The sequence below is a fragment of the Pseudomonas sp. XS1P51 genome (assembly GCF_054897845.1).
The window spans coordinates 3,955,573-3,981,326 of sequence record NZ_CM142707.1 but is presented as its reverse complement, the minus strand read 5'-3'; the positions used below and the strand labels follow the sequence as shown (position 1 = coordinate 3,981,326).

Here is a 25,754-nt window from a genome sequence, read left to right as displayed (position 1 = left end):
CATGCGGCACATTATTTCCTTGCTTCTGGAAAACGAACCTGGCGCTCTCTCTCGTGTAGTCGGCCTGTTCTCGCAGCGCAACTACAACATCGAAAGCCTGACCGTGGCACCCACCGAAGACCCGACCCTGTCGCGTCTGACGCTGACCACTGTTGGCCACGATGAGGTCATCGAGCAGATCACCAAGAACCTGAACAAGCTGATCGAAGTGGTCAAACTGGTCGACCTGTCGGAGAGTGCTCACATCGAGCGCGAACTGATGCTGGTCAAGGTCAAGGCTACCGGCGCCCAGCGCGCCGAGATCAAGCGCACCACCGATATTTATCGTGGGCAGATCGTCGATGTCAGCGCTAGCGTGTATACCGTTCAACTGACCGGTACCAGCGACAAGCTCGACAGCTTCATTCAGTCCATTGGCACCGCCTCGATCCTGGAAACCGTCCGTAGCGGCGTAACCGGTATTGCCCGCGGCGACAAAGTACTCAGCATCTAAACCAAATTAGCGAATGGCCTGAACGGCCTGGATATATAGGGGAAATTCATGAAAGTTTATTACGATAAAGACTGCGACCTGTCGATCATCCAGGGCAAGAAAGTTGCCATCATCGGTTACGGCTCCCAGGGTCACGCTCAAGCGTGCAACCTGAAAGACTCCGGCGTTGACGTTACCGTTGGCCTGCGCAAAGGTTCGGCCACCGTTGCCAAAGCCGAAGCTCACGGCCTGAAAGTGACCGACGTTGCTTCCGCTGTTGCAGCTGCCGACCTGGTCATGATCCTGACCCCGGACGAGTTCCAGTCTGCCCTGTACAAAAACGAAATCGAGCCGAACATCAAGAAAGGCGCCACCCTGGCCTTCTCCCACGGCTTCGCGATCCACTACAACCAGGTTGTTCCGCGCGCAGACCTCGACGTGATCATGATCGCGCCGAAAGCACCGGGCCACACCGTGCGTTCCGAGTTCGTCAAAGGCGGCGGTATCCCTGACCTGATCGCTATCTATCAGGATGCTTCCGGCAACGCCAAAAACGTTGCGCTGTCCTACGCTGCTGGCGTTGGTGGCGGTCGTACCGGCATCATCGAAACCACCTTCAAGGACGAGACCGAAACCGACCTGTTCGGCGAACAAGCCGTTTTGTGCGGCGGTACCGTTGAGCTGGTAAAAGCCGGTTTCGAAACCCTGGTTGAAGCTGGCTACGCGCCGGAAATGGCCTACTTCGAATGCCTGCACGAACTGAAACTGATCGTTGACCTCATGTACGAAGGCGGTATCGCCAACATGAACTACTCGATCTCCAACAACGCTGAATACGGCGAATACGTGACTGGTCCGGAAGTGATCAACGCTGAATCCCGTCAGGCCATGCGCAACGCCCTGAAACGTATTCAGGACGGCGAATACGCCAAGATGTTCATCAGCGAAGGCGCGACCGGCTATCCTTCGATGACCGCCAAGCGCCGTAACAACGCCGCTCACGGTATCGAAATCATCGGCGAGCAACTGCGCTCCATGATGCCGTGGATCGGTGCCAACAAGATCGTCGACAAAGCCAAAAACTAAGTCGCGCACTTGTACGGAAAACGCGGCCTAGGCCGCGTTTTTTCGTTTGGGAGGCCGGTTCTGGTATAAAGCTGCATCGTTTGCGGCCGAACTGTCGTCCCAGACACCTGTCGAACTTTCCACCCCGTTGCAAGGTAATGTCCATGAGCGAACGTCCCGAAGAGCCAAACCAGGCTTCTGACGCCGAAAGCCTGCTGCCCGTCGATGAGCACATCGAAGAAGGGCATGACGCTGAAGGTCGTAAAGTCCGGCATCGTGGTATCTATCTTCTGCCGAATCTATTCACCACTGCGAATCTGTTCGCAGGGTTTTATTCCATCATCAACTCGATGAGCGCCCAGAGCGCCTTGAGTGCCGGCGATGCGATCGGCGCGAGCAAGTACTTTGCTTTTTCCGCGATCGCGATTTTCGTCGCCATGGTGCTCGACGGCCTTGATGGTCGCGTCGCCCGCATGACCAACACCCAGAGCGCCTTCGGTGCAGAGTACGACTCGCTGTCGGACATGGTCGCCTTCGGTGTCGCGCCAGCATTGCTGGCATTTGGCTGGGCCTTGGGCGATATGGGCAAGGTCGGCTGGATGGTCGCCTTCATCTATGTCGCTGGCGCGGCGCTGCGTCTGGCGCGTTTCAATACCCAGGTCGGCACTGCAGACAAACGCTACTTCATCGGTCTGGCCAGCCCTGCTGCCGCGGGTGTGGTCGCGGGCATTGTCTGGGCGTTCAGTGATTACGGCATCCAGGGTTCCAAGATGTCCTTCCTGGTTGCGCTGATGGTTGCTGCCGCTGGCATGCTGATGGTCAGTAACATCAAGTACAACAGCTTCAAGGAGCTGGATCTGAAAGGGCGCGTGCCTTTCGTGGCGATCCTCGCTGTAGTGCTGGTGTTCGCCGTCGTGTTCAGTGATCCGCCGCGCATCCTGCTGCTGGTTTTCCTCGCCTATGCAGCGTCTGGCCCGGTGCAATATCTGTTACGTCTTCGTCGGCACAAAAGCGTCGAATGACGTAATTTCCCTCATACTCCGCAGTCTATTGGGTGTATCTGTTCTCCAATGCTGCGGAGTTGCCATGCTGATCAAAATTCCCAAAGCGTCTGACTGTCATGAGTCGGACGTCACGTCTGAATCCCTCTATCTATCTCGCCGCAATGTGCTGGGTGCCGCTGTTGCCGGTCTGGCTGTGAGCAGCCTGCCACGTTGGGCCAGTGCTGATGATGTTGCTCGTTATGCAGATGTCGAGCCTGGCAATGCGCCTTCCTGGTTTGCCGAAAAACTTCCGTCTACCAAGTGGGGGGCGGTCAACGTCAAGGATGAGGCGATCACGCCGTTCAAGGATGCGACCCATTACAACAACTTCTATGAGTTCGGCACCGATAAAGGTGACCCAGCCGCCAACGCCGGCGCGTTGAAAACGCAGCCGTGGAGCGTTGTGGTGGATGGGGAGGTAGGTAAACCGGGGCGATACGCGCTGGAAGACTTCATGAAGCCTTATCAGTTGGAGGAACGCATTTACCGCCTTCGCTGCGTGGAAGCTTGGTCGATGGTTATTCCATGGATTGGTTTTCCTATCTCGGCGTTGCTCAAGGAAGTCGAGCCGACGTCCAAAGCCAGGTTCATTCGCTTCGAAACCTTGCAGGATCCCAAGACCATGCCGGGGCAGCGCTCAGGCTTTGCCTTGATCGACTGGCCTTATGTTGAAGGGCTGCGTCTGGATGAGGCGATGAACCCGTTGGCGATTCTTGCTGTGGGCATGTACGGGCGGGAATTGCCTAATCAGAACGGCGCACCTTTGCGTTTGGTGGTGCCCTGGAAGTACGGCTTCAAGAGCATCAAATCCATTGTGCGGATCAGCTTGGTCAGCGAGCAGCCGAAAACGACCTGGCAAAGTATTGCCGCGGACGAGTATGGCTTCTATGCGAACGTGAATCCCACTGTCGATCATCCGCGCTGGACTCAGGCCCGCGAGCGACGTTTACCGAGCGGTCTGTTCAAGCCCAATGTGCGTGACACGCAGATGTTCAACGGCTACTCGGATGAAGTCGCTTCTTTATATACAGGGCTCGATCTTCGGAAGAACTACTGATGCGATATCCATTCTGGCGTGTTGGCGTCTTCATCGCTGCCGCGGTGTGGCCGCTGCTTTGGTTGTATCAAGCCTGGGAGGATGTGCTGGGGCCTGATCCAGGCAAGGTGCTGGTTGACCGGTTGGGGCTGGGTACGCTTGTGCTGTTGCTTATTACGTTAAGCATGACGCCTTTGCAGAGGCTGACCGGTTGGGCGGGGTGGATTGCTGTCCGGCGGCAATTGGGGTTGTGGTGCTTCGCTTATGTGGTTCTGCATTTGAGTGGTTATACGGCATTCATTCTTGGCTTTGATTGGTCGCAGCTGGGTGTCGAGTTGCGCAAGAGGCCGTACATTATTGTCGGCGCGCTGGGGTTCCTTTGTTTGTTGGTGTTGGCAGTGACCTCCAATCGCTACAGTCAGCGGCGTTTGGGATCTCGCTGGAAGAAGTTGCATCGGCTGGTCTACGGGGTTCTTGGTCTTGGATTACTGCATATGTTGTGGATCGTTCGCGCCGATCTGAAGGAGTGGGCGGTGTATGCCTCTATAGGTGCGTTGCTATTAGTGTTGCGTCTACCGGCTGTAGCTCGCCGAATTCCCCGTTTAACCGCTAAAAAGGCACCTTCTGCAAGAAAGGCGTAATTAAGGGTTGACGGCAGATTCTGGAAGTCTATAATTCGCCCCACTTCCGGCGCAGTCGAAACGGAAAACTCCTTGGTAAACAAAGAGTTACGCAGTTTTCGACAGTGGCTTGCTTCAGTTCATCGAAGCCTGGAAGGAGTTGGTAAGGCCGTGTGTTTTCGTCTTATTGACGATTCGATCTTCTCGGTCGAAAGCGGTGAAAAATAGGTGTTGACAGCAGCGAGTAACGCTGTAGAATTCGCCTCCCGCTAACGAGAGATCGGAAGCGCAAGTGGTTGAAGTTGCAGAGGAAACTTTGAAAACTTCTGAAAATAACCGCTTGACAGATACAGAGGACGCTGTAGAATGCGCGCCTCGGTTGAGACGAAAGATCTTAACCACCCGCTCTTTAACAACTGAATCAAGCAATTCGTGTGGGTGCTTGTGGAGTCAGACTGATAGTCAACAAGATTATCAGCATCACAAGTTACTCCGCGAGAAATCAAAGATGTAACCAACGATTGCTGAGCCAAGTTTAGGGTTTCTTAAAAACCCAAAGATGTTTGAACTGAAGAGTTTGATCATGGCTCAGATTGAACGCTGGCGGCAGGCCTAACACATGCAAGTCGAGCGGCAGCACGGGTACTTGTACCTGGTGGCGAGCGGCGGACGGGTGAGTAATGCCTAGGAATCTGCCTGGTAGTGGGGGATAACGCTCGGAAACGGACGCTAATACCGCATACGTCCTACGGGAGAAAGCAGGGGACCTTCGGGCCTTGCGCTATCAGATGAGCCTAGGTCGGATTAGCTAGTTGGTGAGGTAATGGCTCACCAAGGCGACGATCCGTAACTGGTCTGAGAGGATGATCAGTCACACTGGAACTGAGACACGGTCCAGACTCCTACGGGAGGCAGCAGTGGGGAATATTGGACAATGGGCGAAAGCCTGATCCAGCCATGCCGCGTGTGTGAAGAAGGTCTTCGGATTGTAAAGCACTTTAAGTTGGGAGGAAGGGCAGTTACCTAATACGTAATTGTTTTGACGTTACCGACAGAATAAGCACCGGCTAACTCTGTGCCAGCAGCCGCGGTAATACAGAGGGTGCAAGCGTTAATCGGAATTACTGGGCGTAAAGCGCGCGTAGGTGGTTCGTTAAGTTGGATGTGAAATCCCCGGGCTCAACCTGGGAACTGCATTCAAAACTGTCGAGCTAGAGTATGGTAGAGGGTGGTGGAATTTCCTGTGTAGCGGTGAAATGCGTAGATATAGGAAGGAACACCAGTGGCGAAGGCGACCACCTGGACTGATACTGACACTGAGGTGCGAAAGCGTGGGGAGCAAACAGGATTAGATACCCTGGTAGTCCACGCCGTAAACGATGTCAACTAGCCGTTGGGAGCCTTGAGCTCTTAGTGGCGCAGCTAACGCATTAAGTTGACCGCCTGGGGAGTACGGCCGCAAGGTTAAAACTCAAATGAATTGACGGGGGCCCGCACAAGCGGTGGAGCATGTGGTTTAATTCGAAGCAACGCGAAGAACCTTACCAGGCCTTGACATCCAATGAACTTTCCAGAGATGGATTGGTGCCTTCGGGAACATTGAGACAGGTGCTGCATGGCTGTCGTCAGCTCGTGTCGTGAGATGTTGGGTTAAGTCCCGTAACGAGCGCAACCCTTGTCCTTAGTTACCAGCACGTAATGGTGGGCACTCTAAGGAGACTGCCGGTGACAAACCGGAGGAAGGTGGGGATGACGTCAAGTCATCATGGCCCTTACGGCCTGGGCTACACACGTGCTACAATGGTCGGTACAGAGGGTTGCCAAACCGCGAGGTGGAGCTAATCCCACAAAACCGATCGTAGTCCGGATCGCAGTCTGCAACTCGACTGCGTGAAGTCGGAATCGCTAGTAATCGCGAATCAGAATGTCGCGGTGAATACGTTCCCGGGCCTTGTACACACCGCCCGTCACACCATGGGAGTGGGTTGCACCAGAAGTAGCTAGTCTAACCTTCGGGAGGACGGTTACCACGGTGTGATTCATGACTGGGGTGAAGTCGTAACAAGGTAGCCGTAGGGGAACCTGCGGCTGGATCACCTCCTTAATCGACGACATCAGCTGCTCCATAAGTTCCCACACGAATTGCTTGATTCATTGAAGAAGACGATAAGAAGCAGCCCGAAATTGGGTCTGTAGCTCAGTTGGTTAGAGCGCACCCCTGATAAGGGTGAGGTCGGCAGTTCGAATCTGCCCAGACCCACCAATTTTTGTGTGGGATCCTGTAGCAATACGGGGCCATAGCTCAGCTGGGAGAGCGCCTGCCTTGCACGCAGGAGGTCAACGGTTCGATCCCGTTTGGCTCCACCACTACTGCTTCTGATTGTGTAAAGCTTAGAAATGAGCATTCCATCGCGAGATGGTGAATGTTGATTTCTAGTCTTTGGCTAGATCGTTCTTTAAAAATTTGGGTATGTGATAGAAAGATAGACTGAACGTTACTTTCACTGGTAACGGCTCAGGCTAAGGTAAAATTTGTGAGTTTAATCGCGAATTTTCGGCGAATGTCGTCTTCACAGTATAACCAGATTGCTTGGGGTTATATGGTCAAGTGAAGAAGCGCATACGGTGGATGCCTTGGCAGTCAGAGGCGATGAAAGACGTGGTAGCCTGCGAAAAGCTTCGGGGAGTCGGCAAACAGACTTTGATCCGGAGATGTCTGAATGGGGGAACCCACCTAACATAAGTTAGGTATCTTAAGCTGAATACATAGGCTTAAGAAGCGAACCAGGGGAACTGAAACATCTAAGTACCCTGAGGAAAAGAAATCAACCGAGATTCCCTTAGTAGTGGCGAGCGAACGGGGACTAGCCCTTAAGTGGCTTTGAGATTAGCGGAACGCTCTGGAAAGTGCGGCCATAGTGGGTGATAGCCCTGTACGCGAAAATCTCTTGGTCATGAAATCGAGTAGGACGGAGCACGAGAAACTTTGTCTGAATATGGGGGGACCATCCTCCAAGGCTAAATACTACTGACTGACCGATAGTGAACTAGTACCGTGAGGGAAAGGCGAAAAGAACCCCGGAGAGGGGAGTGAAATAGATCCTGAAACCGTATGCGTACAAGCAGTGGGAGCCCACTTTGTTGGGTGACTGCGTACCTTTTGTATAATGGGTCAGCGACTTATTTTCAGTGGCGAGCTTAACCGAATAGGGGAGGCGTAGCGAAAGCGAGTCTTAATAGGGCGTCTAGTCGCTGGGAATAGACCCGAAACCGGGCGATCTATCCATGGGCAGGTTGAAGGTTGGGTAACACTAACTGGAGGACCGAACCGACTACCGTTGAAAAGTTAGCGGATGACCTGTGGATCGGAGTGAAAGGCTAATCAAGCTCGGAGATAGCTGGTTCTCCTCGAAAGCTATTTAGGTAGCGCCTCATGTATCACTGTAGGGGGTAGAGCACTGTTTCGGCTAGGGGGTCATCCCGACTTACCAAACCGATGCAAACTCCGAATACCTACAAGTGCCGAGCATGGGAGACACACGGCGGGTGCTAACGTCCGTCGTGAAAAGGGAAACAACCCAGACCGTCAGCTAAGGTCCCAAAGTTATGGTTAAGTGGGAAACGATGTGGGAAGGCTTAGACAGCTAGGAGGTTGGCTTAGAAGCAGCCACCCTTTAAAGAAAGCGTAATAGCTCACTAGTCGAGTCGGCCTGCGCGGAAGATGTAACGGGGCTCAAACCATACACCGAAGCTACGGGTATCACTTAGGTGATGCGGTAGAGGAGCGTTCTGTAAGCCTGTGAAGGTGAGTTGAGAAGCTTGCTGGAGGTATCAGAAGTGCGAATGCTGACATGAGTAACGACAATGGGTGTGAAAAACACCCACGCCGAAAGACCAAGGTTTCCTGCGCAACGTTAATCGACGCAGGGTTAGTCGGTCCCTAAGGCGAGGCTGAAAAGCGTAGTCGATGGAAAACAGGTTAATATTCCTGTACTTCTGGTTATTGCGATGGAGGGACGGAGAAGGCTAGGCCAGCTTGGCGTTGGTTGTCCAAGTTTAAGGTGGTAGGCTGGAATCTTAGGTAAATCCGGGATTCTAAGGCCGAGAGCTGATGACGAGTGTTCTTTTAGAACACGAAGTGGTTGATGCCATGCTTCCAAGAAAAGCTTCTAAGCTTCAGGTAACCAGGAACCGTACCCCAAACCGACACAGGTGGTTGGGTAGAGAATACCAAGGCGCTTGAGAGAACTCGGGTGAAGGAACTAGGCAAAATGGCACCGTAACTTCGGGAGAAGGTGCGCCGGTGAGGGTGAAGCATTTACTGCGTAAGCCCATGCCGGTCGAAGATACCAGGCCGCTGCGACTGTTTATTAAAAACACAGCACTCTGCAAACACGAAAGTGGACGTATAGGGTGTGACGCCTGCCCGGTGCCGGAAGGTTAATTGATGGGGTTAGCTAACGCGAAGCTCTTGATCGAAGCCCCGGTAAACGGCGGCCGTAACTATAACGGTCCTAAGGTAGCGAAATTCCTTGTCGGGTAAGTTCCGACCTGCACGAATGGCGTAACGATGGCGGCGCTGTCTCCACCCGAGACTCAGTGAAATTGAAATCGCTGTGAAGATGCAGTGTATCCGCGGCTAGACGGAAAGACCCCGTGAACCTTTACTATAGCTTTGCACTGGACTTTGAATTTGCTTGTGTAGGATAGGTGGGAGGCTTTGAAGCGTGGACGCCAGTTCGCGTGGAGCCAACCTTGAAATACCACCCTGGCAACTTTGAGGTTCTAACTCAGGTCCGTTATCCGGATCGAGGACAGTGTATGGTGGGTAGTTTGACTGGGGCGGTCTCCTCCTAAAGAGTAACGGAGGAGTACGAAGGTGCGCTCAGACCGGTCGGAAATCGGTCGTAGAGTATAAAGGCAAAAGCGCGCTTGACTGCGAGACAGACACGTCGAGCAGGTACGAAAGTAGGTCTTAGTGATCCGGTGGTTCTGTATGGAAGGGCCATCGCTCAACGGATAAAAGGTACTCCGGGGATAACAGGCTGATACCGCCCAAGAGTTCATATCGACGGCGGTGTTTGGCACCTCGATGTCGGCTCATCACATCCTGGGGCTGAAGCCGGTCCCAAGGGTATGGCTGTTCGCCATTTAAAGTGGTACGCGAGCTGGGTTTAGAACGTCGTGAGACAGTTCGGTCCCTATCTGCCGTGGACGTTTGAGATTTGAGAGGGGCTGCTCCTAGTACGAGAGGACCGGAGTGGACGAACCTCTGGTGTTCCGGTTGTCACGCCAGTGGCATTGCCGGGTAGCTATGTTCGGAATAGATAACCGCTGAAAGCATCTAAGCGGGAAACTAGCCTCAAGATGAGATCTCACTGGGACCTTGAGTCCCCTGAAGGGCCGTCGAAGACTACGACGTTGATAGGTTGGGTGTGTAAGCGCTGTGAGGCGTTGAGCTAACCAATACTAATTGCCCGTGAGGCTTGACCATATAACACCCAAGCAATTTGTGAACTCGAAAGAGGCCAGATTGCGGTGTGTGAAGACGAAACGAACCGAAAGTTCGAGTACAAACACACAAATCTATCGCATACCCATTCGCTGGCGCGTGATCTCGCAAGAGAACACGAACTGGCTACCGAATTTCTTGACGACCATAGAGCATTGGAACCACCTGATCCCATCCCGAACTCAGCAGTGAAACGATGCATCGCCGATGGTAGTGTGGGGTTTCCCCATGTGAGAGTAGGTCATCGTCAAGATTAAATTCCGAAACCCCTATCTGCGTATGCAGGTAGGGGTTTTGTTTTGTCCTGAATAAAAGCACGGTCCGGTCGCAGCACAAATTTGCACAGTTATTTTCGACTCATGACACTAGAATAGGTCCAACTTTTTCGGAGCCAGAGCCTTTATGCCAGACCTGGTTGACGCCCGCAGGCTGTCAGAATTACCGCTGGACGACTTGGTTGCGTGTCATGAGTGCGACTTGCTGATGCGAAAGCCCGAGCTCGCCCATGGCGAGAAAGCGCTTTGTCCGCGCTGCGGTTACGAGCTTTACGCCCATCGGCACAACGTTGTGCAACGCAGTCTCGCCTTGGTTATCACCGCTCTGTTGTTGTATGTCCCGGCGAACTTTTTACCCATCATGCAGCTCAATCTACTCGGGCAGTCGTCGCAAGATACGGTCTGGACCGGCGTTGTCGGCCTTTTCGATACCGGCATGCAAGGCGTCTCGGTGATTGTGTTTTTGTGCAGTATGGGAATCCCGCTGCTCAAGTTGCTTTGCCAGCTGGCCGTGCTCCTGAGTATTCGTTTTGATATCGGCCGTAGTTACGGTTTGCTGCTCTATCGTATTTATCACCATTTAAGAGATTGGGGGATGCTCGAGGTCTACCTCATGGGCGTACTGGTGGCGATCGTCAAACTGGCAGATATGGCAGCAATCACCGTAGGTCTTGGCCTGGCATGCTTTATCAGTTTGTTGTTGGTCCAGGTCTGGTTGGAGGTTGTGATGTCGCCTCATCAGATCTGGCAGGCTCTATCAGGAGAGGATGCCCATGCGGGCGATTGATGCAGGCATTCTGATTTGCACTGAATGCCACGAATTAAACAAGCAGGAAGCCGACACTGACGAGCAAGTCTGCAATCGTTGTGGTGCGCTGGTCCATGCCCGTCGCCCAAACAGTGTGATGCGGACCTGGGCGCTGCTGGTCACTGCCGCGGTCCTCTACATTCCGGCCAACGTGCTACCGATCATGACCGTTAGCTCCTTGGGGCAGGGCGATCCCAGCACCATCATGTCCGGTGTGATCCAGTTGGTTCAGCACGGAATGATTCCAATCGCTGCCGTGGTTTTTATCGCCAGTATCCTGGTCCCGACGTTCAAACTGGTGGGCATCGCACTGCTGCTGTTTTCCGTGCAGCGCCGCCAGCCACTCTCGGCTCGCCAACGCATTTGGATGTACCGCTTCATCGAGTTCATTGGCCGCTGGTCGATGCTCGATATCTTTGTGATCGCCATCCTGGTGGCGGTCGTGAATTTCGGACGGCTCGCCAGTGTCGAAGCCAATCTTGGCGCCATCGCTTTCGCCAGTGTGGTGATTTTGACGATGCTTGCCGCAGTTACTTTCGATCCCCGACTGATTTGGGATAACACGGAGTCGGACGACGACCATGACTGATCTGCCTACAGCGAAAACCCGACCGGCCTCGAACTGGTCAGCCATTTGGGTGTTGCCCCTGATCGCCTTGATCATCGGTGGCTGGCTCGGCTGGCGTGCCTACAACGAGACCGGCATCGAGATTCAGGTGCGTTTTGAAAGCGGTGAAGGCATTCAGGCCAACAAGACCGAAGTGGTCTACAAGGGCATGTCGGTCGGGAAGGTGAAAACCCTCACACTCGACGACGAGGGCGCTTCCAAAGGTGTGATCGCCACCGTCGAGATGAACAAGGACGTGGAGCAATACCTCAGGACCAGCACGCGCTTCTGGCTGGTCAAACCGAGCGTGTCACTGGCCGGCATCACCGGCCTGGAAACCCTGGTTTCGGGTAACTACGTGGCAATCAGCCCGGGGGAGGGCGAGCCCACTCGCAAGTTCAAGGCCCTGGCCGAAGAACCGCCGCTGTCGGACGCGCGGCCCGGATTGCACCTGACGATCAAGGCTGATCGCCTCGGCTCGCTGAACCGTGGCAGTCCGGTGTTCTACAAGCAGATCAAGGTCGGCCAGATCAAAAGTTACTTGCTGTCCGAAGACCAGAGCACGGTCGAACTCAAAGTATTCATCGAGCCGACCTACGCCAAGTTGGTGCGCAAACACACGCGTTTCTGGAACGCCAGCGGCATCAGTATCGACGCTAACCTGTCCGGTGTGAAAGTGCGCAGTGAGTCCCTGGCCAGCATCGTCGCCGGTGGTATTGCGTTCGCCACGCCGGAAAACCGCAAGGACAGCCCACCCACCGATCCGAGCCTGCCGTTCCGTCTTTACGAAGACTTCGATGCAGCCGCCGCCGGTATTCGGGTCAAGGTCAAACTCAGCGATTTCGAAGGCCTGCAGGCCGGTCGCACGCCCGTGATGTACAAAGGCATCCAGGTCGGTACACTGAAAGCACTCAAGATTGATCCGGATCTCTCCGGTGCCAGTGCTGAGTTGACCCTTGATCCGCTGGCCGAGGATTACCTGGTCGAAGGCACTCAGTTCTGGGTGGTCAAACCGTCGATCTCCCTCGCGGGGATCACCGGCCTGGAAGCGTTGGTCAAGGGTAACTACATCGCCGTACGCCCCGGCGACAAAGGTGCTGCACCGCAACGCGAGTTTGTGGCACGGCCCAAGGCGCCGCCGCTGGACTTGCGTTCGCCGGGGCTGCACCTGGTGTTGTTCACCGAAAACCTCGGTTCGCTGGAAGTCGGCAGTCCTATTCTCTACAAGCAGGTCAAGGTCGGTTCGGTGCAGAGCTATCAGTTCTCGCGCACCAAGAAACAGTTGGTGATCGGCGTCCACATCGAGAAGGAATACGAAGGGTTGGTGAACGCCTCGACACGTTTCTGGAATGCCAGCGGCATAACCCTCACGGGTGGATTGACCGGTGGAATTCAGGTCAAAAGTGAATCGTTGCAAAGCCTGATGGCTGGGGGGATCGCGTTCGAAACGCCGGAAGCAAAGGCACCGCTGCAAAAGAGAATCCCACGTTTCCGTCTGTTCGCCAGCCATGAAGAAGCCAATCAGAAAGGCACCGTCGTCACTATCAAGGTAGATCGCGCCGATGGCTTGCACAGCGGCACACCGGTGAGATTCAAAGGTCTGGATGTCGGCAAGATTGAAGACGTTGACCTCACTGATGACCTGCAATCGGTGATGCTCACCGCGCGGATCACTGAAGTGCCGGAGCGAATCGCTCGGGTCGGCAGTCAGTTCTGGGTGGTCAAGCCTGAACTGGGCCTGCTCAAGACGTCGAACCTCGAAACCCTGGTGACTGGCCAATACATCGAAGTGCAACCCGCGCCGAAGAACCTCGGTCCGCAGAAGAACTTCGTGGCCCTGACTACCCCGCCGGAAACCGCGAAACAGGAAGCCGGTTTAAGTCTGGTTCTGAGCGCCGCTCGCCGTGGTTCGTTGAAAACCGGTGTGCCGGTGACGTATCGCGAAGTCACCGTGGGCAAGGTGACGGGCTATGAACTGGGCCAGACTGCTGATCGCGTGCTGGTGCACATTTTGATCGAGCCGAAGTACGCGCCATTGGTGCGCAGCGGCACGCGTTTCTGGAACACCAGCGGTTTCGGTTTCGACTACGGCTTGTTCAAAGGCGCCACGGTACGCACCGAATCGCTGGAGACGCTGATTCAGGGCGGGATCGCTTTTGCTACGCCGGACGGGGACCGAATGGGCAGCCCGGCGCGGCCCGAGCAGACATTTCCGCTGTTCGACAAGTTCGAAGATGAATGGCTGACCTGGGCACCGAAGATTTCACTCGGTAAATAGTCCATTGGTGTCTGAGCCGCCGCTTTCGCGAGCAGGCTCGCTCCCACATTAAGTCCGGTGCACACCGAACCAGTGTGGAGCGAGCCTGCTCGCGAAGAGGCCCTCAAACGCACTGAAAACCTAAAAGGCACGAACAAAAAAGGCTGTGATCCATTCAGATCGCGGCCTCTTTTTTTGCCTTGGATTACGTCAAATCAAACCGAATCCAGCTCCGGCTCATCTGCCTCAACGTTAACGGCAGCCTTCACTTCATCGTGACGACGGATGTACTTCCAGTCCGCCTCGTCGATGTAGATCCCGTTCGGTCCGCTGCCGCCTTCGAGGTCGATGGCGACACTGGCGCAGACCTGCGGCTTCACACTGGCCAGGATCGGCACGAAGCCCAGTTGCAGGCTGGTTTCCAGCAAGGCTGCCTGGTTTTTCTCGTCGATGTCCGCCGCCTCATCGAGGTAGTACGGCAGACGCACACGCCCGGCCTGGTCGCGGTCCATCAAGTGCAGCAACAAGTACATGTTGGTCAGCGCCTTGATGGTCATGGTGGTGCCGTTGGACGCCGCGCCATCGATGTCGGTGTGAATCACCGGCTGACCGTTGACCTTGGTGATCTCGAACGCCAGTTCGAACAAGTCCTTGAGACCGAGCTGGTTGTGGTTCGCCGCTACCAGACGCGCCAGGTATTCCTTGGCTTCTTCGTTCTTGTTGTCCTGATCTGCGCTTTGGCTGAGGTCGAAGACGGAGAGGGTTTCACCTTCTTCATACTGGCCAGCGCTGTGGATGATCTGGTCGATGTGCTTTAGGGCTTCCTTGTTCGGCGCAAGCACGATGCGGAAGCTCTGCAGGTTGGAGACCTGACGCTTGTTGATTTCGCGGTTGAACAGCGCCAGTTGGTGTTCGAGGCTGTCGTAGTCGCTGCGGATGTTGCGCAGGGTCCGGGCGATGTCCGTGACCGCCGCACGGCGCGCCTTGCCGAGGGTCAGCGCTTCGTCGGTGCGGTGCGCGTACGCGTTGATCAGCAATTGCAGGCGACGTTCCATATCGTCTTCGCTGTCGAACTTGGCCACACCCTTGAGGCGAACCTGAGCATACAGCGCGTCGATCTGACCGTCGCTGCGCAGCAAACCTTGCCAGCTGTCCTGATAGTCATTGAGCAGCGGCAGCAGGTTGTCCATGGAGTCGTCGACCGGGTCCATGAACGGCGTGCCGAACGGCAGGTCTGCCGGCAGCAGTTGGCGGCGGCGCAGGGCGTCGTCGAGGGTGCGTTGCTTGGCTTCCATGTCGCCGATCTGCCGGCCGACCAGTTGCAGCTTGGCCGACAGTTGCTGGACGCGTTCGGTGAAGGCGTCGCTGGAGCGCTTCAGTTCTTCCTGTGCCGCTTCCATCTGCGCCAACTGCTCAAGCTTGTCACCTTCCTCGGCGCTCAGGGTTTGCGAGCGACGGAAGTCTTCCAGGGCTTTCTGCGCATCCAGCACTTGCTGGTACAGCGCTTCGGTCTGAGTCTTGCTGGCTGCGCGGTCAGCGGCCACGGCCGCTTGAGTTTTCAGTTGCTTGAGTTCTTTGTCCAGACGCTCTTTCTGATCGCGCAGCGCGGCACGGTCAGCCAGGGCTTGCAGGGCCGGCGGCTCGATGTGCGAGAGATCGATGGACAGCCCCGGCACTTCGAAGCGCTCGCCTTTGAAGCCGTCGAGGATCAGCTCCATGGATTTGACCCACTGACCGTCCTCGTCCAGCGCAATCCCGTGCTCGCCCAATGGCAGGCTGAACAGTGCGCTATTGAACAGGCGCATCAGGCGCTCGACGTCCTGCTGCGAGAATTCTTCGCGCAGGCGGGCGTAGCTGTTGTTGTCGGCGTGATCGAGTTGCTGCTTGACCGACTTCAGGCGTTTTTCCAGATCGCGCAGACGCTCGTCCAGGTCTTCGGCGCTGAACTGCCGCGACTGAGCCAGCGCACCGGCCAGTTCGTCGTGTGCATCCTTGGCCGCGAGCAGTTGCTGCTCCAGGACTTTCACGTCATCGACCAGTGCGAAGCGATGCTTGAGCACCGACAACTCGCCGAGCCAGCGCTGGATACCGGTGATTTCCCGCTCCAGGCGCATCAGTTCCTGAGTGCCGCCGCGCTGATCGTTTTGCAGGGCGTCCTGCTCGTTGCGGTAGTGCTCGGCCTGAATCGTCAGTTCTTCCTTGCGCGCACTGGCATAGTCCGACCAGGTGCCAAGCAGGGAATCGAGCAGCGGCGATAGGCGATGCAGTTTGCCGCGCAGGATGTCCCGCTGTTTCACGCCGTTGGCCAAGGCTTCGACCAGTGGGCCGGCTGCGACCAGCGAGTTGTAGTCCTGTTCCATGCGACGTACATCGCGGAAGGCTTCTTCGCACGCAGCGATGTAGTCGACACTGCCGGAACGCAGGCTGTGCTCAAAGGCATCGAGGAATAATTGCTTGAGCTTGGCCGCGGTAATTTCGCGCATGTGCAGCAAGTTGATGAACAACGCGCGGAAGGTCTTCAGGCTCTGCTCGCTGGTGGAGCGCAGCGGGATCAGCGTCAGGTCCAGCGGGATCGAAGTGTGACCACCGACCAGCAAACGACGCAGTTCATCCGGCTTGAGTTCGTAGGCCTTCAGGCCTTCGCGCTCAAGGTTGGTGAACAGTTCTTTCTGCCGCAGGCAGGTGTCGTTTTTCTGGTAGTGGGCCAGATCCAGTTTGCCGGCGTAGGCAAAGAACTGGTGACCGAAACCACCGCCCGGGCCACGCCCGACCACACCGATCACATGCGGGCCGTGGGGCAGCGAGACTTCGACCAGGATGTAACTGGTGTCCGAGGCGAAGTAGAAACGCCGGGATTGTTCCAGGCTGTACTTGCCGAAACTCATGTCCGACATGCGCGCCAGGATCGGGAACTGCAAGGCGTTGATCGAGGCGGATTTACCAAGGTTGTTCGCGCCGTAGACCGACAACGGTTCTTCCAGCGGGAACAGACCGAGGCTGTAACCGGCGGTGTTCAAAAGGGCAAAGCGGCGAATGCCGTAGCGTTCCTTGCTCATGCGTCGGTCTCCTGTTCTTCGGCAATGGCGCGGGCCAGGGCGTCTTCTTCGCTTTCTTCCGCGAAGTCACTCAAGTCCAGCGGATCATCGGTTTGCAGCAATTGTTCGTCGCTATCGTCGTCGATCAACACCGGAACCGGCAGCGGCAACACGCTGTGCAGGCTGGCCGCCAGATCGCGGTCCTGCTGAACCGACAGGCAGACATCGAGGAAGCGGTGCATCGGCGGCAGGAAACGGTAAATGCCGTTCTCTTCGCTGGCGAAACCGAGCTGGGTCATGCGGCGCATGATTTTTTCTTCAAGTTCTTCGACAGTCTGCACTTCGGCCTGGATGAACAGGTCGCGGTACTTTTCCAGCAGCGACGGCAGTTCATCGCGACCGAGGCTGCCACCGTCGAGCACGGCAATGGGGTCGCGGCCCTGGTCGGCCAGATGTTCGACGAGGATGAAGGTGAACAGCGCCAGACGTTGCGCGGTCTTGTTCACCGCCGCTGCGGCGAGATCCGGTACGAAGTAGTAGAAACCCCGGGTGTCGCAGACCAGTTCAAAGCCCAGTGCCTTGAACAGCGTGCGGTACTGGTCCTGGAAGTTCGACAGTTGAGCGTACAGTTCCGGGTCGCGGCGGCTGACGTGGTAGCCCTTGAACAGCTCGCGAAAGATCGGCGCCAGCTGGGACAGTTCGGATAGATCAAGTTGCATGTGGAGTACTTGCATAGAGGGTGCTCGCAGAATCCTCGGCGCTGTCGCGGGCCGAGAGCAGGGCGAAGGAGCGCAGGCTGACCTGGTGCTCATGAGTGTGGTAATCGCGGCGTTCCAGACGCTCGCGTTTGAAGCGTTTTTCCCGCGACAGGCGCGAGAACCAGTAAAGCAATTCGTCGGTGGCGCCGTCCGGTTCCTGCTCCAGCAACCAGGTCATCAGGTCGGGCATCGGCAGGGCGTCTTCGCAGCGTTCGAGCATTTCGCGAACGGTGCGTGGCGCGCGCGGTGCCTCGCCTTTCTGGGTCTTGTGGGCCTTGGGGAAACGCGCCGGTTTCGGCTCGAAACGGGCCAGGGCGTAAACGTAGGCTTCGACCTGACTGGCGCTGCCCAGGAACGTGCTTTGCGGGCGAGTGAACATCGGCATCGCCGCTTGCGGCACTGCATCGATACCTTTGCGACGGATGGCCGCCAGGGCCAGCGCGGCGCCACGGGTGACGGCGTTGTGACGGCGGGCTTCTTCACGCAGCGGCAACAGCAGCTCGCGGGCATGACGCAGGGTCAGTTGGGCGCTGGTCTGCATTTCGAGGATGCGTGCGTGGGTGCGCAGCAGCATGTCGTCATCGACCAGATGGCCGAGGCGCTGCTGTTCGGTGAGCATCTTCAGCAGTACGTTCTCGACCTTGCGCACGCCTTGTTCGAAGGCGCCGTCGGCGTTCACCAGCTGAATCATCGGCTCGACATATTCGTCCCAGGTCGCCAGCACTTCAGCGTATCGCTGACGCAGCGGAATCTGCCGGTCGCTGGTCTTGGCGCGTTCGGCGACGGCCACCAGGGCCTGTTCGTCGTTGGCGAGTTTCTTCAGAACGTCCCGCACGCGCATGTCGAGCAGGCGCAACTGGCGCGCCAGATCGTTGCCGTCGCGGATGTCGAAGGCGTCCTGGATGTAACCGGCCAGACGTTCGAGGTGGCGCAAATAGGCTTCGATTTCCAGGCACAGGCCCAGGCGGTGCTCACGGCGCAGGTAAGCGAGGAAGTCGTGAATCTGCGCGTTGAGCTCGAAACGGTTCGGGCTTTTCGCCACGGGAACCAGAATGTCGAGGCGGATCCACACGTCCAGCAGGCTGGTGATGTCCTGCGGCGTACTGTCGAGTTGCTGGGCGGCCAGTTGCGTGCGCAATTCGTTGAGGCTCAAGGTGCCTTGGTCGAAGTGCTCGCACAGTGGCTCCAGAAGTGCCCAGTGTTCAGCGAGGGCGCGCAAGACGCGCTTGGGTTCGATCATCGGAATGGCCGGCTGGTTGACGATTAAAAGCCGCGATTGTACTGCATCGCAGGCGTGTCGATTCACTCTCGGGACGGGCTGTCGCCATTTTTCATAGGTGGAAAGACTATCGGTGAAGTCTATTCGATCAACAGCGCGCGATCTTGAGCGAAGGGCGGTAGAATCACCGCACTTTAGTTATCCACAAGTGGCCGACCTTTGCTTATCGAGTCTCGTCGCCGCGCTTATTTGACCGCCATGCAGGTGGTCAACTGGCTGCCGCGCACCGAATTGCCCTTTGCTGCGCCCTCGCGCCCCGAACTGCTGGAGATGCCCGAGCCGTTGGTCGTCGCCCCGGTTGTGCCGGCGCCTGTGGCCGATGCACCGGTGGAACCTGTGGCCAAACCGGCCGAACGGGTGAAGATCGACGTGCCACGGCCATCGTTGGCCAGCACGCGCACGAACGCCAAGGTCGAAGAAGAGGAGGCGCCAGTCGCGGTCAAGGCGCCGATCGTGCCGCCACCGCGTTTCGCCCTGCAATTGCTGCGCGCGGGGCGCTGCCTGCTGCTGGTGGAGTTACCCACAGGCGAAACCTTTCAGACTCGCGATCCCGCCTACCTGTTGCTCAAAGACATGCTGCGCGCCGCCGGTCTGCCGGACAGCCCGCAGATCGTCGGCGAACCGGTACGCTGGCCGCTGCTGGCCCGGGGCACCATGGATCAAGGCCCGGAAGCGGCCCGCGATTTCGTCCAGGGTTTCCTCTCGGCCCGGCTGGAAGATGCGCCGTGCGTCTGCCTGTGGCTGATCGGCTTGCCGGCGGTGCGCTTTGCCGGTGAGGCGAACGCCGAATCCTACAACCGTGAACTCCAGGTCGAAGGCCTGGGCTCGGTCTGGGCCCTGCCGGGTCTGGAACTCTTAATGGAAGAGCCACAGCGTAAGGCTGATGTCTGGCAAGCCATGCGTCGGCTGATGGCGCGCTGGAAAGAATCAAATGAGTGACGCTGTATCGTTCCGCCCGATGACCGAGGCGGACATGGACGCTGTACTGAAAATCGAATACGCGGCCTATAGCCATCCCTGGACCCGCGGGATTTTTCTTGATGGCCTGGGCAAGTACCAGATCTGGCTGATGTTCGAAGGCCAGCAACAGGTCGGTCATGGTGTGGTGCAGATCATTCTCGATGAGGCGCATCTGCTGAACATCACGGTCAAACCGGAAAATCAGGGCCGTGGCCTGGGTTTGACGCTGTTGGAGCATTTGATGTCGATTGCCTATAAGGCAGAGGCGCGAGAGTGTTTTCTGGAAGTGCGCGACAGTAACCGGTCGGCGTTTCGGTTGTATGAGCGGTATGGGTTCAACGAGATTGGCCGTCGACGCGATTACTACCCGGCCGTTGGCGGGCGGGAAGACGCCGTTGTCATGGCATGCACCCTCGTCGATTGATGGCCCTTCAAAGCATCGCGAGCAGGCTCGCTCCTACAATGGATTTGTGTCGTACATAAAACCTGTGGGAGCGAGCCTGCTCGCGATGGCGTTTTGTCAGGCGCCAGAGCATCAACGATTGCCATCGATCGGATCGCGCTGCGCCATCTCTGCCTCATCCAGCCCGTTACCACCGCCGATGTCGTCTTCATCGACAATGCTCAACTCCCAATCCGCCTGTTCACCTTCACCCGCTTCGTGGGCGTCCCTTGCGCCATCTTCATGGATCAGGTTTTCCGGGCTCATGTCATCGTCGGTGGATTCATTGTCATCGGTTGAGGCTTCACGCACGCGGTGCTGGGGCATCAGTCGCTCGCGCTCTGTTTGCGATAGCTCATCGCCGATTTTGGCGCTCGGTTCTTCTTCATCGAAATCCAGTTCATGCATCGAGCCCATGCGGTCTTCGTTGTCGTCGATGGGCTCGGGTTGCACCGCATCGTACGGACGGCGTGAATCAGTCATGGCAATTCCTCATACTGTGGGCCTTACTAGGGTGGACCCACTGGACTGCTCAGAATTCCACCGGCATGGAACACCGGGTATCTGCATCTTGCGCGTGACCCCGACAGGCGGTTGTCTGTCAAAGAAGCGCATCATTCTTGAGGCTTCACAGCATGAACGAATTACAAGATCTGATTGATAACAACGAACGCTGGGCCGAGGCGATCAAACAGGAAGATCCGGACTTCTTTTCCAAGCTGGCACGTCAACAGACGCCGGAATATCTGTGGATCGGCTGTTCCGATGCACGTGTGCCGGCCAACGAGATTGTCGGCATGCTGCCCGGCGACTTGTTCGTCCACCGCAACGTGGCCAACGTGGTGCTGCACACTGACCTCAACTGCCTGTCGGTGATTCAGTACGCGGTGGACGTGCTCAAGGTCAAACACATCCTCGTCACCGGCCACTATGGCTGCGGCGGCGTGCGTGCCTCGATGCAGGATCGCCAGTTGGGCCTGATCGACGGCTGGCTGCGCTCGATTCGCGATCTCTATTATGAAAAGCGCGAAGAGCTGGCCAAGTTGCCCACCGAAGAAGAGCGGGTTGACCGTCTCTGCGAACTCAACGTGGTCCAGCAAGTGGCCAACGTCGGGCATACGAGCATTGTGCAAAACGCCTGGCATCGCGGGCAGAGCCTGTCGATTCACGGTTGTATCTACGGCATCAAGGACGGACGCTGGAAAAGCCTGAACGCGACCATCAGCGGTTTCGAACAGTTGCCGCCGCAGTACCGCCTGCGTCCGGTCGAAGCGTTGTAAAGCCTTCAGATCAGGCTTCGTCGGCGCCAGTGTTGAAAAAACAGCTGGCCGTTGGCATTCGGCGATTCGTCGTAGCCGGTGATCCAGCCACGGCAATCGGGACAAGCGCAGCGGCAGGCAAACTGCCGCAGCAGCTTGTCTTCTGTCGCGGCGAAATCCATCGTCAGCCGGTCACCCTTTTTGATGTCTTTCAGCGCCCATAACCACAGCTCACTCATGTCGAGAAAGACATTGGGGTCGCAGGAGTGGCTGAGCAGACCGCAGAAACGCGGATCGTAGACATGAATGCCCGGCGCAAGCTGCCGGGTATGCCGGCAGCGATAGGGCAACAGATGTCCGGAAACCCGGCAGATTCGGCTGATGCGCGGGAACTCGCGCCGTGCGGCGACGGCCATTGCCGATTCCTGGGTGTTGTAGATGATTTCAAAGTCGTCCCTGGAGGGGAATCCAAGGCGCAGGGGCAACTCTGCAAATGGGTAGATGCCATTGGATGGCGGTGAGGTTGGTTCTTGTTGAGCGTGGGTTCTCATAACAATCCTTGTCGACTGGGTGCTGCGACCTCCGTCAACTGACGTCCTGTCAGCTCTGCAACACTTGGGTGCGCTTCAAGCCTCTCGCAAATCAAACAACCGGTCTACTGGCATAATTGACAGGAGAAAAGTGCGCTTTTCCGCGTCAGCCATGGCTCACGCGGAAAAGCCGTTCGTCGTTCTACAGGAGCGGGGCGGGGATTGCGGTCACAGGGGCCGGCGCTTGCAGCTGTTTGAGCTGGGACTTGACCGGTGGCGTCGCGCACTTGGCGGCGGCTTGTTCGGGCGTCAGGTCGCGGATCGAGGTGTAGAACAGCTCGCAGGTTTTTTCCTTCTGGGTCACTTGCCAGGTCTGGGTGCAGCTTTTGAGCTGAACGTTAGGGTCGCTGCCCGGTTTGCTGCCCATTCCGGCCTGCCAGCACGCGGCGCTCAAATCCTGCCCCATGACTTTCAGGCCCGCGGCGTCAGCCTTGGCCTGGGTATCGTCGCCGGTGTAGCTGTCCGGGTTGGCGGCGTACCAGATGTAACTCGGATGGTTGGAACCCAGCACGGGCACCTTCACTCCTTCGCTCGGGCTGATGGTGGCCAGCCCCAGAACGTCCACGGTCGGCCCGTATTGCTGTTTGATCCAGTTACGCACCGGCGCGCCGAAGGCAACCATTGGCAATGCAGCCCCTTTGGCGTTCTGGCTGACTTCCTTGACCATGGTGGTCTGGTAGTCCTTGAAGTAGTCGTAGACGCCTTCCAGGTCCTTGCCGGCATTGGATGGCGCGGCAATCGGGGCGATGTCGATGATGGTCTGGTAACCCGGCGTCTGATCGGCCGGGATTCCATTGACGGTGAGCAGTGTGGCCCAGCGATCCGTGGTAGCAGACTTCAGGTAATCCTGAGCCTGGGTCAACGAATAATCCGGCGGGAAGTGCAGCAGCTCAACGCTTTTGCGGTTTTCCAGGGCCATGCCCAGTGGCAGGAACAGATACCAGCTATAGGCCCACTTGCCGTCGGCATTCAGTTTGCGGGCGCCGGTGTAGGCCAGTTCGCCGGCGTCGAGCAGCGCGGCCAACGGTTTTTCATAGCCGTCGGGTACGCCGCTGATGTCGGCGTAGAGCTGATCGTTATCGGTTTTAACCCGCACTTTCGCCGCGCTGTAGCCATCGCGTTGTACGCTTTGGGTCAGGTAATGCTCGACGGTTTGCTCCAGCGTCCAGTTGCGAAAGCAGATCACATTGCAGTTATTGGGGTAAGCGAACAGCCGGGTGACGCGTTCGGTACTGCCCAGCTTCAGGTCGACATCGGCATGGGCGGCGGCACTCAGGGTGAGCGCGGCGAGGGTGAGTCCTGCGAGTTTGAACATGCTCAGATCCTTTTCAGCGTGTGGGCCCCCGAAGCGGAGGCGGGTACAGTTGGATACGACAGGCGGGTTACAAGTGGCGCAGTGTTTACCTCACTCAAGCACTGCTAGACTGGCGCAATACTGCACTGGGTACAGGTGAAATATGAAGCCCTCCACCGCTCTTGATTTACAACGAGCAGCCATTCGCGAAGTTGTAGGCCGCTTTCGTACCGCCAATCCCCGTGTATTTGGCTCGGCATTGTTGGGGACGGATAAAGAGGGGAGTGACCTTGATTTGCTGGTAGATGCCTTGCCAGGCGCCACGCTTTTTGATCTTGGTGGGCTTCAAGTTGAACTTGAAGATCTGCTGGGAGTGAGCGTTGACCTGCTGACTCCTGGCGATCTTCCATTGAAGTTTCGTCAGCAAGTGCTTGAACAGGCTCGTCCTGTATGACCGATAACCGTTTTGGCGACTATCTTGACCATATGCGTCAGGCCGCCGGTGATGCGTTGATCTTTGTTGACGGATTGAGTAATGAAGAATTCTTCGAGGACAAGCGTACCCAGCAAGCGGTCATCATGCGCCTCATTATTATTGGAGAGGCAGCGACCAAAATCATGGATCGCTACGCCGAGTACGCCACGCAGAACACTCAAGTGCCATGGCGCAGCATGCGGGGTATGCGTAACCGCATTGCTCACGGTTACTTCGATATCAACCTTGACGTGGTGTGGGATACGGTTCAGTCAGCGTTGCCTGAATTGCTGAAGGTGTTACCCACCGATCAAATCTGATTGCACCTGCTCCGCAGCAGGTGCAATCAACTCCGGTTACGGCATCACCGGCGCCGTATACGTCAGCGTCGTCCCCAACGCCCACAGCAAAAACAACACGATCGGCGTGTGCACCAGCAGCTGCACAAACGAGAAGCCGATCAAGTCCCGTGCCTTCAACCCCAGCACGCCCAGCAGCGGCAGCATGTAGAACGGGTTGATAAGGTTTGGCAGGGCCTCGGCGGCGTTGTAGATCTGTACGGCCCAGCCCAGGTGGTAATTCAGGTCGTTGGCCACTTGCATCACGTACGGCGCTTCGATGATCCATTTACCGCCGCCGGACGGGATGAAGAAACCAAGGATCGCCGAGTACACGCCCATCAGCAGCGCGTAGGTGTCGTGGGACGCGATGCTGACGAAGAAGGTCGAAATGTGGTGAGCCAGGGTCTGGGCATCGGTGCCTTTGACCGTGGTCATCAGCGCAGCGATCGAGCCGTACAACGGGAACTGGATCAGCACGCCGGTGGTGGTCGGCACCGCACGCGCCACGGCATCGAGGAAGCTGCGCGGGCGCCAGTGCAGCAGGGCACCGAGCATGATGAACAGGAAGTTGTAGGTGTTCAGCCCGGAAATCGCGCTGATCGCCGGTTTGGTCGAAAACTCATGAAACAGCCATCCGGCCGCCAGCAGCACCAGCAAAATGGTCAGCAGCGGGCTGTGTTCCAGCCATTCGCCGGGGCGGGTGCGCGGTTGCAATGGTGGCAGGTTGAAACTCGGGTCAATGCCACAGGCCTGGGCATCACGCGCCGAGTTCGGGCCGGGCGCGGTGGCGTAGGCAATGATCAGCGAGATCACGATCAGCGCCAGCAACATCACGCCGGACTGCCAGAGAAAGATGGTTTGCGTGAACGGAATCACGCCGGTGATCGACAGAATCGACGGCGGCAGACTGCCCGGGTTGGCCTGCAATTGTGCAGCGGAAGACGACAGGCCCAAGGCCCATACCGCACCAAGACCCAGATACGCGGCGGCACCCGCGGCGCGGTAGTCCATTTTCAGGTCGGCACGGCGGGCGAGGGCGCGTACCAGCAAGCCGCCAAACACCAGCGACAAGCCCCAGTTCAGCAGCGACGCGACCATGGAGATCAGCGCCACCCATGCTACCGCGGAGCGTCCGTTTTTCGGGAGCCGCGCCAGCCGGTCGATCAGCTTCACTGCCGGTGGTGAGCTGGCGACCACGTAACCACCGATCACCACGAAGGCCATCTGCATGGTGAACGGGATCAGGCTCCAGAAACCGTCACCGAACGCCATGGCGGCGTCGGTGGGTTTGGCCCCCATGAACAGGGTGGCGACGGCGACGATAATGACCGCCAGTGCAGCAAACACCCAGGAATCGGGGAACCAGCGTTCGGCAAAGCTTGAACAGCGCAGGGCAAAACGGGCAGAGCGGGTATCTTCGATATCAGCGGCCACGGGAGTACCTCGAATTTTTATGTTTGTTGTGGTCCTCAGGGCCGCACAAGCCCGTCTGGACAGCTGCCAACAGTAAATCAATCGATATTTTTTTGTGACGAAGTTTTACGAGTTTGGGACTTTGGTCTAACGGGTTGTCCGTGGGCGCGTTTGCGTAGACCATGGGCGCCTTGGTTTTTTGCCCATGCCTGA

General features: G+C 57.1%; 20 protein-coding genes, 2 tRNA genes and 3 rRNA genes. 18 read left to right on the top strand and 7 right to left on the bottom strand.

Going from position 1 to position 25,754, the window contains the following annotated elements; genetic code table 11:
• Position 1 precedes the first annotated feature (1 nt).
• The 13 genes from ilvN to ACYZUD_RS18480 all read left to right on the top strand — a co-directional run bounded on the left by ilvN (position 2) and on the right by ACYZUD_RS18480 (position 13,716).
• Positions 2-493: an acetolactate synthase small subunit gene (gene ilvN, locus ACYZUD_RS18540; RefSeq protein ID WP_003176102.1), complete on the top strand. Its 492-nt coding sequence runs from the start codon at positions 2-4 to the stop codon at positions 491-493.
• 48 nt (positions 494-541) lie between these two features.
• On the top strand, positions 542-1,558 hold the full coding sequence (gene ilvC, locus ACYZUD_RS18535) for a ketol-acid reductoisomerase (RefSeq protein WP_003212125.1): 1,017 nt from the start codon (positions 542-544) through the stop codon (positions 1,556-1,558).
• A 143-nt stretch (positions 1,559-1,701) separates the two neighbouring features.
• Positions 1,702-2,559 carry a CDP-diacylglycerol--serine O-phosphatidyltransferase gene (gene pssA / locus ACYZUD_RS18530; RefSeq protein ID WP_462019589.1) on the top strand — a complete coding sequence of 286 codons (858 nt, stop codon included), beginning with the start codon at positions 1,702-1,704 and terminating at the stop codon, positions 2,557-2,559.
• Positions 2,560-2,623: 64 nt separating this feature from the next.
• Positions 2,624-3,637 (top strand): protein-methionine-sulfoxide reductase catalytic subunit MsrP, encoded by a 1,014-nt coding sequence (gene msrP / locus ACYZUD_RS18525; protein WP_462019588.1) that lies wholly within the window; start codon positions 2,624-2,626, stop codon positions 3,635-3,637.
• Positions 3,637-4,257, top strand: coding sequence for a protein-methionine-sulfoxide reductase heme-binding subunit MsrQ (gene msrQ / locus ACYZUD_RS18520; protein WP_462019587.1), 621 nt, complete (start codon positions 3,637-3,639; stop codon positions 4,255-4,257). Before msrP ends, msrQ begins: the two co-directional genes overlap by 1 nt.
• Positions 4,258-4,801: 544 nt before the next feature.
• A 16S ribosomal RNA gene (locus tag ACYZUD_RS18515) occupies positions 4,802-6,340 on the top strand.
• Positions 6,341-6,422: 82 nt separating this feature from the next.
• Positions 6,423-6,499, top strand: a tRNA-Ile gene (locus ACYZUD_RS18510).
• Positions 6,500-6,527: 28 nt separating this feature from the next.
• Positions 6,528-6,603 (top strand) — tRNA-Ala (locus ACYZUD_RS18505).
• A gap of 235 nt (positions 6,604-6,838) precedes the next feature.
• A 23S ribosomal RNA gene (locus tag ACYZUD_RS18500) occupies positions 6,839-9,730 on the top strand.
• 155 nt (positions 9,731-9,885) lie between these two features.
• Positions 9,886-10,001: ribosomal RNA gene (rrf, locus tag ACYZUD_RS18495) — 5S ribosomal RNA — on the top strand.
• The 16S, 23S and 5S rRNA genes sit together here with 2 tRNA genes alongside, the layout of an rRNA operon.
• Before the next feature lie 149 nt (positions 10,002-10,150).
• Positions 10,151-10,810, top strand: a complete 660-nt coding sequence (locus ACYZUD_RS18490) for a paraquat-inducible protein A (RefSeq protein ID WP_462019586.1) — start codon at positions 10,151-10,153, stop codon at positions 10,808-10,810.
• Entirely contained in the window at positions 10,797-11,420 is a 624-nt protein-coding gene (locus ACYZUD_RS18485) for a paraquat-inducible protein A (protein ID WP_462019585.1), read from the top strand. Before ACYZUD_RS18490 ends, ACYZUD_RS18485 begins: the two co-directional genes overlap by 14 nt.
• Positions 11,413-13,716, top strand: coding sequence for a PqiB family protein (locus ACYZUD_RS18480; RefSeq protein WP_462019584.1), 2,304 nt, complete (start codon positions 11,413-11,415; stop codon positions 13,714-13,716). The genes ACYZUD_RS18485 and ACYZUD_RS18480 overlap by 8 nt, the downstream gene beginning before the upstream one ends.
• 194 nt (positions 13,717-13,910) lie before the next feature.
• Here ACYZUD_RS18480 and mksF read toward each other — a convergent pair whose 3' ends face one another.
• The 3 genes from mksF to mksB are packed head-to-tail and all read right to left on the bottom strand — an operon-like array spanning position 13,911 to position 18,728.
• Positions 13,911-16,751, bottom strand: a complete 2,841-nt coding sequence (mksF, locus tag ACYZUD_RS18475) for an Mks condensin complex protein MksF (protein WP_462019583.1) — start codon at positions 16,749-16,751, stop codon at positions 13,911-13,913.
• Positions 16,748-17,449, bottom strand: coding sequence for an Mks condensin complex protein MksE (gene mksE / locus ACYZUD_RS18470; RefSeq protein ID WP_462019582.1), 702 nt, complete (start codon positions 17,447-17,449; stop codon positions 16,748-16,750). Before mksE ends, mksF begins: the two co-directional genes overlap by 4 nt.
• Entirely contained in the window at positions 17,439-18,728 is a 1,290-nt protein-coding gene (gene mksB, locus ACYZUD_RS18465; protein WP_462019581.1) for an Mks condensin complex protein MksB, read from the bottom strand. The genes mksE and mksB overlap by 11 nt, the downstream gene beginning before the upstream one ends.
• Before the next feature lie 237 nt (positions 18,729-18,965).
• Here mksB and ACYZUD_RS18460 point away from each other — a divergent pair, with 237 nt between their 5' ends.
• Complete coding sequence (locus tag ACYZUD_RS18460) at positions 18,966-19,706, top strand: energy transducer TonB (protein WP_462025070.1); 741 nt, start codon at positions 18,966-18,968, stop codon at positions 19,704-19,706.
• Complete coding sequence (gene rimI, locus ACYZUD_RS18455) at positions 19,699-20,151, top strand: ribosomal protein S18-alanine N-acetyltransferase (RefSeq protein WP_462019580.1); 453 nt, start codon at positions 19,699-19,701, stop codon at positions 20,149-20,151. Before ACYZUD_RS18460 ends, rimI begins: the two co-directional genes overlap by 8 nt.
• A gap of 111 nt (positions 20,152-20,262) precedes the next feature.
• Here the strand turns inward: rimI and ACYZUD_RS18450 are convergent, their stop codons facing one another.
• Positions 20,263-20,652 carry a serine kinase/phosphatase gene (locus tag ACYZUD_RS18450; RefSeq protein ID WP_462019579.1) on the bottom strand — a complete coding sequence of 130 codons (390 nt, stop codon included), beginning with the start codon at positions 20,650-20,652 and terminating at the stop codon, positions 20,263-20,265.
• Positions 20,653-20,804: 152 nt separating this feature from the next.
• On the opposite strand from ACYZUD_RS18450, the gene can reads away from it, so the two are divergent.
• A complete protein-coding gene (can, locus tag ACYZUD_RS18445; RefSeq protein ID WP_462019578.1) occupies positions 20,805-21,449 on the top strand; it encodes a carbonate dehydratase in 645 nt (214 codons plus the stop codon).
• Between the two features lie 5 nt (positions 21,450-21,454).
• Here can and ACYZUD_RS18440 read toward each other — a convergent pair whose 3' ends face one another.
• On the bottom strand, positions 21,455-21,979 hold the full coding sequence (locus ACYZUD_RS18440; protein WP_462019577.1) for an SET domain-containing protein-lysine N-methyltransferase: 525 nt from the start codon (positions 21,977-21,979) through the stop codon (positions 21,455-21,457).
• A gap of 181 nt (positions 21,980-22,160) precedes the next feature.
• Positions 22,161-23,333, bottom strand: a complete 1,173-nt coding sequence (locus tag ACYZUD_RS18435; protein WP_462019576.1) for a hypothetical protein — start codon at positions 23,331-23,333, stop codon at positions 22,161-22,163.
• Positions 23,334-23,475: 142 nt separating this feature from the next.
• Here ACYZUD_RS18435 and ACYZUD_RS18430 point away from each other — a divergent pair, with 142 nt between their 5' ends.
• Both ACYZUD_RS18430 and ACYZUD_RS18425 read left to right on the top strand, forming a co-directional pair.
• Complete coding sequence (locus ACYZUD_RS18430) at positions 23,476-23,766, top strand: nucleotidyltransferase family protein (RefSeq protein WP_462019575.1); 291 nt, start codon at positions 23,476-23,478, stop codon at positions 23,764-23,766.
• On the top strand, positions 23,763-24,107 hold the full coding sequence (locus ACYZUD_RS18425; protein ID WP_462019574.1) for a HepT-like ribonuclease domain-containing protein: 345 nt from the start codon (positions 23,763-23,765) through the stop codon (positions 24,105-24,107). Before ACYZUD_RS18430 ends, ACYZUD_RS18425 begins: the two co-directional genes overlap by 4 nt.
• Positions 24,108-24,143: 36 nt before the next feature.
• Here the strand turns inward: ACYZUD_RS18425 and ACYZUD_RS18420 are convergent, their stop codons facing one another.
• Positions 24,144-25,562 (bottom strand): short-chain fatty acid transporter, encoded by a 1,419-nt coding sequence (locus ACYZUD_RS18420; protein ID WP_462019573.1) that lies wholly within the window; start codon positions 25,560-25,562, stop codon positions 24,144-24,146.
• Positions 25,563-25,754 lie beyond the last annotated feature (192 nt).

What these genes read in the sequence shown, in the direction of transcription:
- ACYZUD_RS18425 (WP_462019574.1), top strand. Translation starts at nt 23,763, where the DNA reads ATGACCGATAACCGTTTTGGCGACTATCTTGACCATATGCGTCAGGCC.
- can (WP_462019578.1), top strand. Translation starts at nt 20,805, where the DNA reads ATGAACGAATTACAAGATCTGATTGATAACAACGAACGCTGGGCCGAG.
- ACYZUD_RS18480 (WP_462019584.1), top strand. Translation starts at nt 11,413, where the DNA reads ATGACTGATCTGCCTACAGCGAAAACCCGACCGGCCTCGAACTGGTCA.
- ilvN (WP_003176102.1), top strand. Translation starts at nt 2, where the DNA reads ATGCGGCACATTATTTCCTTGCTTCTGGAAAACGAACCTGGCGCTCTC.
- msrP (WP_462019588.1), top strand. Translation starts at nt 2,624, where the DNA reads ATGCTGATCAAAATTCCCAAAGCGTCTGACTGTCATGAGTCGGACGTC.
- mksB (WP_462019581.1), bottom strand. Translation starts at nt 18,728, where the DNA reads ATGATCGAACCCAAGCGCGTCTTGCGCGCCCTCGCTGAACACTGGGCA.
- rimI (WP_462019580.1), top strand. Translation starts at nt 19,699, where the DNA reads ATGAGTGACGCTGTATCGTTCCGCCCGATGACCGAGGCGGACATGGAC.
- msrQ (WP_462019587.1), top strand. Translation starts at nt 3,637, where the DNA reads ATGCGATATCCATTCTGGCGTGTTGGCGTCTTCATCGCTGCCGCGGTG.
- ACYZUD_RS18485 (WP_462019585.1), top strand. Translation starts at nt 10,797, where the DNA reads ATGCGGGCGATTGATGCAGGCATTCTGATTTGCACTGAATGCCACGAA.
- ACYZUD_RS18490 (WP_462019586.1), top strand. Translation starts at nt 10,151, where the DNA reads ATGCCAGACCTGGTTGACGCCCGCAGGCTGTCAGAATTACCGCTGGAC.
- ACYZUD_RS18440 (WP_462019577.1), bottom strand. Translation starts at nt 21,979, where the DNA reads ATGAGAACCCACGCTCAACAAGAACCAACCTCACCGCCATCCAATGGC.
- ilvC (WP_003212125.1), top strand. Translation starts at nt 542, where the DNA reads ATGAAAGTTTATTACGATAAAGACTGCGACCTGTCGATCATCCAGGGC.
- mksF (WP_462019583.1), bottom strand. Translation starts at nt 16,751, where the DNA reads ATGAGCAAGGAACGCTACGGCATTCGCCGCTTTGCCCTTTTGAACACC.
- ACYZUD_RS18430 (WP_462019575.1), top strand. Translation starts at nt 23,476, where the DNA reads ATGAAGCCCTCCACCGCTCTTGATTTACAACGAGCAGCCATTCGCGAA.
- mksE (WP_462019582.1), bottom strand. Translation starts at nt 17,449, where the DNA reads ATGCAACTTGATCTATCCGAACTGTCCCAGCTGGCGCCGATCTTTCGC.
- pssA (WP_462019589.1), top strand. Translation starts at nt 1,702, where the DNA reads ATGAGCGAACGTCCCGAAGAGCCAAACCAGGCTTCTGACGCCGAAAGC.
- ACYZUD_RS18450 (WP_462019579.1), bottom strand. Translation starts at nt 20,652, where the DNA reads ATGACTGATTCACGCCGTCCGTACGATGCGGTGCAACCCGAGCCCATC.
- ACYZUD_RS18460 (WP_462025070.1), top strand. Translation starts at nt 18,966, where the DNA reads ATGCAGGTGGTCAACTGGCTGCCGCGCACCGAATTGCCCTTTGCTGCG.
- ACYZUD_RS18435 (WP_462019576.1), bottom strand. Translation starts at nt 23,333, where the DNA reads ATGTTCAAACTCGCAGGACTCACCCTCGCCGCGCTCACCCTGAGTGCC.